Origin of the sequence: Haloechinothrix sp. LS1_15 (genome assembly GCF_033042135.1) — a bacterium.
GTDB lineage: Bacteria > Actinomycetota > Actinomycetes > Mycobacteriales > Pseudonocardiaceae > Haloechinothrix.
The window spans coordinates 96,985-110,460 of the sequence record NZ_WBXM01000009.1 but is presented as its reverse complement, the minus strand read 5'-3'; the positions used below and the strand labels follow the sequence as shown (position 1 = coordinate 110,460).

The following is a 13,476-nucleotide window of genomic DNA, read 5'->3' as shown; positions in this document are numbered from 1 at the left end:
CGCTAGCTCCTGGTGACCAGCGAGCGCAGGAAGAAGCCGACATTGGCAGGCCGCTCGGCGAGCCTGCGCATGAAGTACGGGTACCAGTCGCGGCCGTACGGCACGTAGACACGGACGGTGTGGCCGGATTCGGCCAGCCTGCGGTGCTCCTCCGGGCGTACCCCGTGCAGCATCTGGAACTCGTACTCGGACGGTGCCCTGCCGTGTTCGACCGCCAGCGCTTCGGCAATCGCGATCAGGCGCGGGTCGTGCGTGGCGATCATGGGGTACGCCTTGCTACTCATCAGGGTCTTCAAGCAGCGAATGTAGGACAGGTCGACGTCTGTCTTGCGGCCGAACGCGACCGAGTCCGGTTCGCGGTAGGCACCCTTGCACAGCCGCACCCGGGATCCGGCTGTGGCTAGTTCGGCACAGTCGGTCTCGGTGCGGCGCAGGTACGCTTGTAGCACCCCGCCGACCCACGGGAAATCCGCACGGAGTTCGCGCAGGGTTCGCAGGGTGGCGTCGACGGTGGTGTGGTCTTCCATATCCACCGTCACGGTGGTTCCCGCGCTGGGCGCCGCCCGGCAGATCTGGCGGGCGGCGTCCAGCGCGATGCGTTCACCGTCGGCGATACCTCCGTGTTCTTGGCGAGGACGGCCGGGAAGGCACAGCCCGAGCGCGGAGAGCTTGACAGATATCTCGACGTTGCCTGCCAGCCCCGTATCGGCGAGCGCGGCGAGGAGCTCCCGGTAAGCGGTGACGGTTTCGCGTACCTCGCCGGTATCGGTGACGCTCTCCCCGAGCCGGTCGAGGGAGACCGTCAACCCCTGCCCGGCCAGCTCTCCCGCCACACCGAGGGCGTCGGTGGGTTCGGTTCCGGCCACGAACCTGGCCACGACCGCCGCGGCGAGCGGGTTGTGTTCGACGAACCGGCGCAGTGTCGCGGAACGGCTGGCCGCAAGCAGGCTGGATCGCAGCATCTCGACCTCCAGAAAGTGTTCGCCCGGTGAGCTCAACGGTAGGCGCGAAACGTCCCGAATTCGTTGTCCGATCGGCTAAGGTTGGCGTGAGCGCTATGTTCAACACCACAACAGCCGGGGGTGGACCGGGATGGTCGCGCTACCGGAACAGCCGTGGGGCGTGTCGCTGCGGCGGATCCTGGAATCGCTCGGCGAGTCGGTGGTGCAGGTGCGGCTGGCGCCTCGTGGGCTCGACGTGCCGGTGCGGGACGTGGCCATCTGGGACGCCGAGGACCCCGTCGCGGGGCGGCCGGGGGAGCTCGGTCTGCTGATCGGTGCTCGGGGACGCGCCGCGGTCGCCGTGGTACGGAGCGCCGGTGCGCGCGGCGCCGTCGCGGTGGCCGTCAAGCTCGACACCGACGGTGCGGGCGATGCCGGTCAGGCGTTGCTGGACGGGGAGGCGCGTGACGCCGGGGTGGCGCTGCTCGGGGTCCCGCTGGACGTGCGCTGGGACCAGCTCGAATCCCTGGTGCGGGGGGTCATCGCCCCGCTCGCCGCCGAGTCCGGTGACGAGCGTTCCGGGGACCGGGGTGACCTGTTCTCGCTCGCGCAGACCATCGCGGCCGTCACCTCCGGCGCGGTCAGCATCGAGGACTCCGCGAGCCGGGTGCTGGCGTACTCGAGTACGGGGGACGATGTCGACGAGCTCCGCAGGCTGTCGATCCTCGGGCGCAAAGGGCCCGAGCAGTACCTGGCGATGCTGCGGGAGTGGGGGGTGTACGAGCGGCTGCGGACCCGACACGACGCGGTGCGCATCGCGGCCCGTCCCGAGTTGGGAATCTCGGAGCGACTGGCGATCGGCATCCACGCGGGCGGCAGGCAGCTGGGCACGATCTGGGTCGCCGCGGGTAGCGAGCCGATCCCGGAACGGGCCGAGCATGCCCTTGTCGGGGCGGCCCGCGTGGCCGCGGTGCAGCTCGCGCGGCGGCAGCACGCCCCGGATTCCGGGGGCCGGTTCCGGGAGCGCCTGCTGGTCGGCCTGTTGGAAGGCAGGGTGGCCGCCGACGCCGCGGCCGAACAGCTCGGAGTCGACCCGGACGGCAGCGTGGTGGTACTCGCGTTCACCGGCGCCGAGCACGGGCCCTCCGACCGCTCGCAGCTCGAGTTGTTGCGCGGCGAACTGCTCGACTTGATCGCGATGCACTCGGCGGCCTACCGGCGGGATGCGCTGGTCACTCAACTCGATGGACGTGCCTACGTGGTACTGCCCGATGTGGAGCGTTCACCAGCCGGTGAAGCGGCGGTGCTCGCGTTCGCCAGGGATGCGGTGGCCTCGGCACGGCGTCACCTGGGAAGCGAGCTGACACATCCGGTGCAGGCGGCGGTCGGCTCGGTGGCTCCCACACTGGCCGAAGCCCCACGGTCGCGGGGGGAGTGTGACAGGGTGCTGGATGTCATCGGGGGCGACGCGGGAACCACCGTGGCCGCCATCGACGAGGTGCGTGCCGAGGTGCTGCTCGCCGAGATCGCCGCGATGCTCGAGGCCCGCCCGGCCGCCCGCGATCCCAGGGTCAGCGCGCTGCGCCTGCATGATGCTCGTCACGGTGGTCAGCTGGTGCCTACGCTGCTGACCTATCTGGACCGGCTCGGGGATGTGCGGGCGGCGGCGGACGAGCTCGGGGTGCACCCGAACACGGTCCGGTACCGGCTGCGCAGGATCGTCCAGGTCAGCGGGTTGGATCTGGACGATCCGCCGCAGCGGCTGTTCGCGCACGTGCAGCTCGCGCTCACCGCGCAGTGAGCGCGGTGGCGGGAGACACCGGCGAATGAAATGTGGAAATGATTCACGATAAGCTGCCCCGGTGTTTTCTTCCGAATCGAGTGATGAGCGGGCACGGCTACGCAGACGGGATCTCCTCGCGGGCGGCGCGGTCGCCGGGACGGTGCTGCTGACCTCGGGCATGCACGCCCCGCGCGCGACGGCGCGGTCGCACGGCTCCTTCCGGCACGGTGTCGCCTCGGGGGACCCGCTGCCCGAGGCCGTGGTGCTGTGGACGAGGGTGACGCCGACCGAGGACGCCTACCCGGGGTCGGGGGCCGGTCCCAGGGTCGCGGTGCACTGGCAGGTCGCCACCGATGCCGAGTTCGACCATGTCGTTGCCAGAGGAACCGTCACCACAGGCGGTGACCGGGACCACACCGTCAAGGTGGATGTCACGGGGCTGGCTCCGGGAACCTGGTACTACTACCGCTTCCGCCACGCAGGCGAAACCTCCCCGGTCGGCAGAACCCGTACCGCCCCTGCCGCGCATGTGGTGCCGGAGCGACTGCGGATGGGTGTGGTGTCCTGCTCGAACTGGGAGGCGGGTCTGTTCGCCGGCTACGGCAGGCTGGCCGACCGGGGGGACGTGGATGTCGTCGTCTGCCTGGGTGACTACTTGTACGAGTACGAGACCGGGTACTACAACGCCGCGGGGTCCACCGTCCGCCCGCACCGGCCGGAACACGAGCTGCTCGACCTCGCCGACTACCGGATGCGGCATGCCCAGCACAAGACCGATCCCGACCTGCAGCGCTTGCACGCAAGTTGCCCGTGGGTCATGGTGTGGGACGATCACGAGTTCGCCAACGACTGGTGGCACAGCGGAGCGGAGAACCACGATCCGGAAACCGAGGGGTCTTGGGATTCCCGGCATGCCCGCGCATTGCAGGCCTACCGCGAGTGGACGCCGGTGCGGTTCGGGCAGGCCGACCGGATACACCGGCGGTTGCGCTTCGGCACGCTCGCCGAACTGACCATGCTCGACCTACGCAGCTACCGCGACGAGCCGATCACGACGAACTATGCCGACGCGCACGATCCCGAGCGCGGGATGACCGGTCCGGAGCAGATGCGCTGGTTGCAGGACGGGCTGGCGGGCAGCGAAGCGCAGTGGAAGCTGATCGGCAACTCGGTGATGTTCTCGCCGTTTCTCATGCCGCCGTTTCCCGACCTGATCGGAAAGCCGCTCGCGGAGCTCACCGGGCTGGTCTCGGCCGACGGTGGCATTATCGTGCACGGTGACCAGTGGGACGGCTACCAGCACGACAGGAACGTGCTGATCTCCTTCCTCGCCGACCACGGCATCACGGACACGGTCTTCCTCAGCGGAGACATCCATACCAGCTGGGCCAATGAGGTCCCCGTCGACGCGGGCGCCTACCCGCTGACTCCCCGCGTGGCCACAGAGCTGGTCTGCCCGTCGGTCACCTCGGACAACCTCGATGACATCCTCGGAGTACCGCCGCGCACCACGTCGGTGGCAGCGGAGAAAGCGGTTCGGCTGACGAATCGGCACGTACGGTGGGTGGAGCTCGACTCGCACGGCTACACCGTGCTGGATGTGCGCCCCGACCGGGTGAAGGCGGACTGGTACTTCGTCGACCGGTTGGATCGCGACAGCGAGGCTTCTTTCGCCACCTCGGTCGAGATACCGGCGGGGTCGAACCGGATCGTCGTCGCGAGCGAACCCATCGGCTAGCCCGCAGGCACGCGCCGGGCGGGAAGTACGGTGGGTGCGTGACCGACGCACACGCCGACGCGACGCGGCGGGAGACCGGGATGCAACCGCAGGACGAGCTGGTGGCGGAGCTGGCCGCCGAGGTCCGTGGCGATGTGGATTTCTCCCGCCGCAGACGCGCCGAGTACTCCAGTGACGCCTCCAACTACCGCCGCGTGCCCGCCGGGGTGGTCTATCCCCGTGACGCCGAGGACGCCGAGGCGGCCGTCGCGGTGTGCGCCCGGCACGGGATGCCGATCACGACGCGGGGCTCCGGAACCTCGATCGCGGGAAACGCGGTCTCCGACGGCATCGTGCTGGACCTGTCCCGGTACCTCACCAGGATCATCGAGATCGACCCCGAGGCGCGGACGGCGACCGTGGAGCCCGGGGTGATCCCGGACGTACTCAACGGTGAGGCGGCACGCTACGGCCTGCGGTTCGGCCCGGATCCGTCCACCCACGGCCGCTGCACTATCGGGGGCATGATCGGCAACGACGCGTGCGGCTCCCACTCCGTGGCTTGGGGCAGGACCTCGGATGCTGTCGTCGAGCTCGACGTCCTGTGCTATGACGGTACTCGGTTGCGCGTCGGCGCGGCGCGGGGCGTCGCTGCCGAGCAGCGATGTGCCCGCCCCGGCCGGGAGGGTGAGCTCCACACCGCGTTACGCGACCTCGCAGGCCGGTACCGGGCCGTGCTGCGCACCGAGCTCGGCCAGTTCTCGCGCCAGGTGTCCGGTTACGGGTTGCACCACCTGCTCGAGGAGAACGGGCGCGACGTGGCTCGCGCGCTGGTCGGTTCGGAGGGCACCTGCGCCATCGTGCTGGCGGCGACGGTGCGGTTGGTCGAGCGCCCCTCGGAGGAACGGCTGGTGATCGCAGGGTTCACCGATTCGGTGGCTGCCGCCGACGCGGTTCCGCGCGTGCTCGCGCGGAACCCGCTGACCTGCGAAGGCATGGATGACCGCATCCTGGACGTGCTCCGGACCCGCAGGCCTGAGTCCATTCCTGACGGGGTGCTGCCCGATGGCATGGCCTGGTTGCTCATCGACATCGACGGTCCGCAACGGACCGCTGACGAGCTCATCGCGGATCTGTCCGATGTATCCGGATGGTGTGGTGCGGTGACGGTGAGCGATCCTGCCACGCGCAAGGCCGTGTACCGGATCCGGGAGGACGGCTCCGGGCTGGCTACCAGATCCTCGGACGGCACCATGTCGTGGCCGGGCTGGGAGGACGCGGCCGTGCCACCGGAACGTCTCGGCGGGTACCTGCGGGACTTTCACCGGTTGTTGGAGGAGTACGGCCTGTTCGGCGTCGTTTACGGCCATTTCGGTGAGGGCTGCCTGCACGTGCGGCTCGACTTCGACCTGTCGAGCGAGCGCGGCGTCACGCGCTTCGAGGAATTCCTCGGTTCGGCCGCCGAGCTGGTCGCCTCCTACGGCGGGGCGCTGTCCGGCGAGCACGGCGACGGCCGGGCACGGTCGGCCTACCTGCCCGCCATGTACAGCGCCGAGGCGCTGGCGGCGTTCGCGGAGTTCAAAGCGATCTGGGATCCGGCGGGTAAGCTCAATCCCGGTGTGATCGTCGAGCCGGAGCGTGCCGGGCAGGGTCTGCGGATGGGGCCGGACCACCGGTGGCGGGAGTTGCCGACCGCGCTGGCGTTACACGCCGACGGCGGCAGTATCGGCACCGCGGTACACCGCTGCATCGGTGTCGGAAAGTGCCTGATGAGCTCGGGCGGGGTGATGTGTCCGAGCTACCGTGCCACCCGTAACGAGACCGACAGCACGCGGGGCAGGGCGCGGGTGCTGCAGGAGATGTTGCTCGGCGAGACCGTGCGCGACGGCTGGCAGTCCGCCGAGGTGGGGGAGGCGCTCGATCTGTGCCTGGCGTGCAAGGGATGCAAGAGCGATTGCCCGGTCGGTGTCGACATGGCGACCTACAAGGTCGAGTACCTGCACCAGCGGTACCGTAGGCGGCTCCGGCCGGCCTCGCACTACACGATGGGGTGGCTGCCGCTGCTGGCGAGGCTGGCTTCCCGCACCCCCCGGCTGGTCAACGCGGTGTCTTCCTCACGGGCGAGCGGCCCGTTGAAGCGCGCGGGCGGGATCGCCGCCGAGCGCGAGCTTCCCCGGTTCGCCGACCAGACGTTCCTGCACTGGTTCGCCCGGCGTCCCTACCCTAGCGGGACGCGGTACTCCGCTGATCCGGAACGGACGGTCCTGCTCTGGGCGGACACCTTCACCAACTTCTTCGCCCCGCACATCGGTGCCGCGGCGGTGGAGGTCCTCGAGGCAGCCGGGTTCGCCGTGCTGGTGCCGGAGCGCTCGTACTGCTGCGGGTTGACCTGGATGAGTACCGGTCAGCTCGGCATGGCGCGCAGGCAGCTCCGGCGGTCGTTGGGCAGTGCGGGGCCGCTGGTGGATGCTGGAGTGCCGCTGGTGGTGCTCGAACCGAGTTGTGCCGCGCTGTTCCGTGCCGATGCCACCGAGCTGCTGCCGACCGACGGCAGGGCGCGCACCGTCGCGGGTGGCACCTACACCCTCGCCGAGTTTCTTCGCGGGTACGCGGCCGACTGGCTGGCTGCCGAGGACGAGCGCCCCGTGGTGTCGGCGACCGCGCGGATCCAGGTGCACTGTCACCAGCACGCCATCATGGGAGCGGCCGCCGACGAGGAGGTGCTGCGCGCCGCGGGAGCCGAGGCGCGGCAGCTCGATGCGGGATGCTGTGGCCTCGCGGGCAATTTCGGGTTCGAGCGGGAGCATTACGAGACCTCCCGGCTGGTGGCCGAGCAGGGCGTGCTGCCCGCGCTGGCCGGCTGCCCCGAGGAGACTACCGTGGTCAGCGACGGGTTCAGCTGCCGGACCCAGCTCGCCGAGCTGGCGGGTGTCCCGTCGGCTCATCTCGCCGAGCTGCTTCGCGATGGGCTGCCGGATCGGCGGCCGGGCTGACGCCGGCTGAGCGGTTGATCAGGCAACCTACCGAGTGGTAGACATTCGTCACATTCTGCGGAGTCGCGAAGGGGCCAGGATGACGGTGTTCGGCACGGAGGTCGGCACCGGGACACTGCTGATCCCGGTGTTCGCGGGAGTGATCGGCTACGTCACTAACTGGCTGGCGATCAAGATGATGTTCAAGCCGGTCACGTTCACGGGCTGGAAGATGCCGTTCACCGTGTTCGGTTTCCCGGTTTTCGGCTGGCAGGGAATCATCCCGTCGAAAGCGGCGAAGATGGGCAGTATCGCGGTTGATACCGGGCTGGCCAAGTTGGGCACGATGTCGGAGTTCTACCGGGAGCTCGACCCCGAGGAACTGGCGGCCCAGATCGTCAAGACCTCGCGCAACGAGATCCACGCCATGATCGACGAGATCATCGCCCGGGAATACCCGGACCTGTGGGCACAGCTGCCGTTGGTGGTCAAACAGGGCGTGCACAGCCGGATCGAGGACGAGCTGCCCGCCGCGGTCCGGCGGGTCACCGACGAGATGGGCGAGCATATCGATCGCCTGCTCGACCTAAAACTGATGGTCATCCGCCACATGGAGGCCAACCCGCGGCTGATGAACAAGATCTTCCTGGAGGTGGGTGCCAAGGAGTTCCGGTTCATCATCCGGTCCGGCGCGGTGTTCGGATTCGTGCTCGGTGTGGTCCCGATGCTCGCCTGGCACGTCGCCCCGCAGTGGTGGACGGTTCCGGTGGGCGCCGCGCTGGTCGGATACCTCACCAACTGGCTGGCGTTGAAGGTGATCTTCACGCCGATCGAACCCGTGAGGATCGGCCCGTTCCGGCTGCAGGGCCTGTTCCTGCGGCGGCAACACGAGGTTTCCGAGGTCTACTCGGGCATCATCGCGCATGAGGTGCTCACTATGCGCAACATCGCCGCGGCGATGTTCCACGGTCCCGACGGGGATCGGACCTACCGGCTCATCTCCGACACCCTGCGCCCGATCGTGGACCGCACGGTCGGGATGGCGCGACCGGTGGTGCGCGCCGCCGCGGGCAGCCATTACGAGGCGATCCAGCGCAACATCGCCGCGGGGACGGTGGGGCACACCGTGGAATCGCTCACCGACGAGGAGTTCGTCAAGGGCCGTGCCGAGAAGCTGCACCGGTTGCTGGCCACCCGCATGCGGGAGTTGCCCCCGCGCGAGTTCGCGGACATGTTGCGGTCAGCGTTCCGTGAGGACGAGTGGCAGTTGATCGTCGTTGGCGCGGCGCTGGGTTTCTTGGCCGGCCTGGTGCAGATGGCGACCACGTTGTGAGGAGCGGACCGATGTGGCTTCTACCAGTGGGGGCGCGATGAGCGAACCGTCGGATACCGGGCGGCGCCTCGGGGCCACGGAAGGGACCAGCGGCGCGCTCGGTGTGCCGGTGAAGCTGGCGGGCACGGTACTGACGCTGGCACGCAAGGTCGGCGCAGGTACGGCGGCGCACGCCGTCGCGGTGGGCAAGGAAGTCGTCACCGGAGCGCGGCAGGGCCGTTCACCGTCGGAGCTGGCGGGGATGGTGGCACACGGTTGGGCGCGCGGGATGCGCAGGATCCTCGCGGGGGACGACGTCCAGCAGGAGCTGGGCGAGCTGGGGGACCAGCTCAGCAGCTTGCTCCACCCGGACGACGAACCAGGAGCAGGCGGCGATGCCACCCGATCCGAGCTCACCGATCACGAGCTGCATGCGTGTTCCGTGGAGGAGGTGCGGCGCGAGCTGCGGCGGCGCGGCCGCGAGCTGCTGCACCGCTCGGCGGCGTTGGATGATCCGGAGGAGCACCCGGCACTTGCGGTGATCCTCCGGGAGCTCAGCCCGGACGAGGCCCGTATCATCCGTTTCCTGGCCACCGATGGGCCGCAGGCGCTCGTGGACGTGATCGCACACAGCCCGATGACCCGCAAGCAGCGTGAGCTGGTCCACCACTTCACCCTCGTCGGCAGGGAAGCGGGGTGTATCCGCCCGGAGCGCGTCGCGGTGTACCTGGACAACCTGGTACGACTCGGTCTGGTGCACGTGCAGCCCTTCCGATTGCGCGGGCAGGAGCACTACGACCTGCTCTACGCGCAACCGGAACTGACCCGGATCGTCAAGCCGGCAGGCAAGCTGGTGCGGCTCAAGGTCGTGCACAAGGGGGTCGAGCTCTCGGAGTTCGGCAAGGAGATGTACCGGCAGTGCCTCGACGAGCACGATCCCGGACACGACGGTGACCGAGAGTGACGGACTGCTCCGTTCGCGGGGTCGGTGCCCCGGTTCCCGCGGGGTGCTTTGTGTCGCGCCCCCGCCGCTCATACAGTTGATTCGTGGCAAGTCGAGGCGCGTTCCAGCAGTCCGTTCGCTCGCTCCTCCGAGACCGCCTTCTCAACGCTGCTCGTGATGTCGTCATCACCTCGGGGTGGAGCAGGCTACGGATGGCCGAGATCGCCAGTCAGGTGGGGGTGAGCAGGCAGACGGTCTACAACGAGTTCGGCAACAAGACAGGGCTCGGCGAAGCGCTGGCCCTGCGGGAAGCCGAGACGTTCCTGTCCGGCATCGCCGAGAGGTTGGAAAAGCACTCCGACGACCTGAACGGGGCGATCCAGTCGGCCGTGGAGTTCACCCTCTCCGAAGCCGCCGAGAACCCGCTGCTCAAGGCGGTACTCACGGCCACGCCGGGTGGTGCGGGGCAGATGCTGCCGTTTTTGACCACCCGTTCCGAGCCGATCCTGACAGCGGCCAACGAAGTGCTGCTCGGGCACCTGGAGACCTACTGGCCGCAGCTGGAGCTGACCGCGCAGCAACGCCAGATACTGGTGGAATCGGTGGTCCGGCTGGTGGTCAGCCACGTGATGATGCAACGCGTGTCTGCTGGGGAGGTCGCTCGGCAGGTGGCGTGGTTGGTGGACAGGATCGCGGGCGTGGCGTAGTGGGGGCGGTGGCGCGCGTGCCGCGCCCCAGACATACCGACGGGGAGGTCACAGGATGCTCCATGACCATGATTTCGCGACGGCAGCGGTACACGCGGGCGAGCGGCGGCCCGGACCGGACGGCTCCGTGGTGTTCCCGATCTACCAGGGGACGGTGTTCTCCTCGGTCGACGGCGAGCGCTACGACGAGATCCAGTATCACCGGCTGAACTCCACACCCTCGCAGCTGTACCTGCACGACAAGCTCGCCGAACTGGAAGGTGGGCAGGCGGCGATCGCGACCTCGTCCGGGATGACCGCGGTGACGACCGCGCTGCTGAGCGTGATGCGCGCGGGTGACCACCTCATCGCCGGGGACGTGCTCTACGGCGGCACGGCGGGATTCCTCGACCATTTCGCCGAACGGCTCGGCTGGAGCTACACGCTGGTGGACCCCACCAGGCCGGATACCTGGGAAGCCGCGCGCACCGCAAGCACAAGGGCTTTCCTGGTGGAGTCGATCACCAACCCACTCGTCCGGGTGGGCAAGCTCGCCGACGTCGCCGACTTCGCCGCCGAGCACGGCCTGGTGAGCATCATCGACAACACCTTCGCCAGCCCGGTGAACTTCCAGCCACTGGCCACTGGGTTCGACCTGAGCGTGCACAGCGCGACCAAGTACCTCGGCGGCCACTCCGATCTGGTGGCGGGCTGTGTGATCGGCGGCGACGAGCTCATCAGCGGGGTACGCGGCACGCTGAACTACTTCGGCGGGTGCCTCGATCCGCATGCCGGGTTCCTGCTCGCCAGAGGCTTGAAGACGCTCGCGGTACGGGTGCGTGCGCAGAACGAGAACGCGATGGCACTGGCTCGGTTTTTCGAATCGCACCCCGAGGTGGCCGAGGTGCACTACCCCGGCCTGCCCTCGCACCCGGACCACACCGAGGCCGCCGCACTGATGACGGGGTTCGGCGGCATGCTCAGCCTGCGACCGGCCGGTGGGGTCGATGCGGCCAGGAGGTTCGTCTCCTCGGTGAGCCTGCCGTACTCCGCACCCAGTCTCGGCGGAGTGGAGACGCTGATCACCCGTCCGGCCGTGACGTCGCACGCCAGTCTCCCCCCGGAACAGCGGGAGGCGATCGGGGTGACCGACGACCTGGTCCGGATCAGTTGCGGGATCGAAAGCTCGGACGACCTGCTGGCCGATGTCAAACAAGCCCTCGAGGTGACATGATCATCATCGACCCATTGCCGAGAACCTGAGGGAGCGCACATGGTGCAGGCGATGATCGCACGTGGGGTGGACACCGAGCCCGAGATCGGAGAGGTGGTCCTGCCGGAACCGGGCGCGGAGGACGTGCGGGTCTCGGTCCGGGCGGCCGGCGTCTGCCACTCGGACCTGTCGATGATCGACGGGGTGCTCTCGCCATCGTTCCCGCTGGTGCTGGGCCACGAGGCCTCCGGCGTGGTCGCCGAGGTCGGTGACGAGGTCACCCGGGTGGCCGTCGGCGATCACGTGGTGCTCAACTGGACCCCGCCGTGTCGCGCCTGCTGGTTCTGCCAGCAGCAAGAACCGTGGCTGTGCACCGCCACGGAGGGCATCACCTCGGTGCCGCGCGGCGCCCTCCCGGACGGCACGCCCAGCCACGTCACGCTGGGTGTGGGAGCGCTGGCCGAGGAGGTAGTCGTTGGGGAGAACGCCGTGATCCCGATCCCTGCCGAGCTGCCGCTGGCCGAGTCGGCGCTGGTTGGCTGCGCGGTCGTGACCGGTGTCGGCGCGGTGCGCAACAACGCGCGGGTGCGGCCGGGGGAGTCGGTGGTCGTGATCGGCATCGGCGGCGTCGGCCTGTCCGCCATCGCGGGAGCGCGGCTGTGCGGCGCCGGCCCGATCATCGCCGTCGACGTCTCCGAAGCCAAACGGGACCTCGCGATGGCCGCAGGCGCGACGGAGTTCCTCGTCGCCGAGCAGGGCACTGCGAAGGCCGTCAGGGGGCTCACCGAGGGGCGCGGTGCCGACGTGGCGCTGGAGTGCGTGGGTCGCTCGCAGGCGATCCGTACCGCGTGGCAGTGCTCCCGGCGCGGTGCCCGCATCGTGGTGCTCGGCGTGGGGTCCAAGGACGACCACGTGAGCTTCAGCGGGCTCGAGCTCTACCACTTCGCCCGGTCGATCAGCGCCTCGGTGTACGGCTCCGCCGACCCGGACACCGACGTGCCGAAGCTCGCCACGGCGGTGCGCGACGGCGAGCTGGACCTGAACACCCTGGTCACCCACCGCATCGGGCTCGCCGACGTGCCTGCCGCATTCGAGCGGATGCGTCAGGGCGAAGGTGGCCGGTCGCTGGTGCTGTTCGGTTGAGCGAGGCTCCCACCCTTTGCCGGGTTCGGCGGCAGGGTTCGCGGCTATTTGTGCAGTCACTTCTTGCCGTCTAGCATTGACGTCATGGTCGACAAGTTGACGATCCGTGACGTGGACGAGCGCGATCTAGCCATCCTCAAGGCGGCAGCCAAGGATCAGGGCACGTCCCTCAACCGCTATGTGAGCAACGTGCTTCACGAACAGGCGCTGCGTGAGCACCACCGGCGGCTCTTCGCTGCGGTAGCGGAACAGGAGCGCGATATCGAGCCGTTCGATTCAGCGGCCGAGGTGCGATCCATGCGGGATGAGAAGGATGCCGATGACGCTGCGACGAGCTCGCATGCATGAGTAAGGCAGTCATCGATGCCTCCACACTCGTGGACGCATTGCTACCCGGGCGCGAGAACGACCGGGTTCGGCAGGCGCTCGACGGGGTCACGGCATTCGTCGGGCCGGAACACTTGGGAATCGAAGTGCTCAACGTGCTTCGTCGTAAGGCGTTCGCCCAGGACCCCGCTCCTCCTACGCTGGTCACGGCCCGCCGCACACTCGTGCAGCTCAATATGGACCTCGTGCCGCTCGGCGAGCTTCATGACCGGATCTGGGAACTGCGGCACACACTCACGGCGTACGATGCTGCCTACCCGGCAGCGGCTGAGTACCTGGACGTGCCACTGCTGACCAGTGATCGCGCACTGATCAAGCACCCGGACATCCGGTGCGCGGTCATCGATCCCCGGCGGGACGCGCCGTGACATCGGCCCGG

11 protein-coding genes are annotated in these 13,476 nt (G+C 68.9%); 10 read left to right on the top strand and 1 reads right to left on the bottom strand.

Going from position 1 to position 13,476, the window contains the following annotated elements; all coding sequences use genetic code 11:
- Positions 1 to 2: 2 nt before the first annotated feature.
- On the bottom strand, positions 3 to 962 hold the full coding sequence (locus F8178_RS14930; protein ID WP_317495403.1) for a proline dehydrogenase family protein: 960 nt from the start codon (positions 960 to 962) through the stop codon (positions 3 to 5).
- A 130-nt stretch (positions 963 to 1,092) separates the two neighbouring features.
- On the opposite strand from F8178_RS14930, the gene F8178_RS14925 reads away from it, so the two are divergent.
- The 10 genes from F8178_RS14925 (at position 1,093) to F8178_RS14880 (ending at position 13,465) form a co-directional block, all read left to right on the top strand.
- On the top strand, positions 1,093 to 2,742 hold the full coding sequence (locus F8178_RS14925) for a helix-turn-helix domain-containing protein (protein WP_317495402.1): 1,650 nt from the start codon (positions 1,093 to 1,095) through the stop codon (positions 2,740 to 2,742).
- 61 nt (positions 2,743 to 2,803) lie between these two features.
- Positions 2,804 to 4,462, top strand: coding sequence for an alkaline phosphatase D family protein (locus F8178_RS14920; RefSeq protein WP_317495401.1), 1,659 nt, complete (start codon positions 2,804 to 2,806; stop codon positions 4,460 to 4,462).
- An 80-nt stretch (positions 4,463 to 4,542) separates the two neighbouring features.
- Positions 4,543 to 7,434: an FAD-linked oxidase C-terminal domain-containing protein gene (locus tag F8178_RS14915; RefSeq protein ID WP_317495474.1), complete on the top strand. Its 2,892-nt coding sequence runs from the start codon at positions 4,543 to 4,545 to the stop codon at positions 7,432 to 7,434.
- Between the two features lie 79 nt (positions 7,435 to 7,513).
- Complete coding sequence (locus F8178_RS14910; protein WP_317495400.1) at positions 7,514 to 8,746, top strand: hypothetical protein; 1,233 nt, start codon at positions 7,514 to 7,516, stop codon at positions 8,744 to 8,746.
- A 13-nt stretch (positions 8,747 to 8,759) separates the two neighbouring features.
- Positions 8,760 to 9,689, top strand: a complete 930-nt coding sequence (locus F8178_RS14905) for an Abi-alpha family protein (RefSeq protein ID WP_317495399.1) — start codon at positions 8,760 to 8,762, stop codon at positions 9,687 to 9,689.
- Between the two features lie 83 nt (positions 9,690 to 9,772).
- Positions 9,773 to 10,375 carry a TetR family transcriptional regulator gene (locus F8178_RS14900; RefSeq protein WP_317495398.1) on the top strand — a complete coding sequence of 201 codons (603 nt, stop codon included), beginning with the start codon at positions 9,773 to 9,775 and terminating at the stop codon, positions 10,373 to 10,375.
- A gap of 55 nt (positions 10,376 to 10,430) precedes the next feature.
- Positions 10,431 to 11,588, top strand: coding sequence for a PLP-dependent transferase (locus tag F8178_RS14895; protein ID WP_317495397.1), 1,158 nt, complete (start codon positions 10,431 to 10,433; stop codon positions 11,586 to 11,588).
- Between the two features lie 39 nt (positions 11,589 to 11,627).
- Positions 11,628 to 12,710 (top strand): alcohol dehydrogenase catalytic domain-containing protein, encoded by a 1,083-nt coding sequence (locus F8178_RS14890; protein ID WP_317495396.1) that lies wholly within the window; start codon positions 11,628 to 11,630, stop codon positions 12,708 to 12,710.
- An 84-nt stretch (positions 12,711 to 12,794) separates the two neighbouring features.
- A complete protein-coding gene (locus F8178_RS14885; protein ID WP_317495395.1) occupies positions 12,795 to 13,058 on the top strand; it encodes a hypothetical protein in 264 nt (87 codons plus the stop codon).
- A complete protein-coding gene (locus tag F8178_RS14880; RefSeq protein ID WP_317495394.1) occupies positions 13,055 to 13,465 on the top strand; it encodes a type II toxin-antitoxin system VapC family toxin in 411 nt (136 codons plus the stop codon). The genes F8178_RS14885 and F8178_RS14880 overlap by 4 nt, the downstream gene beginning before the upstream one ends.
- The last annotated feature ends 11 nt before the right edge of the window (positions 13,466 to 13,476 follow it).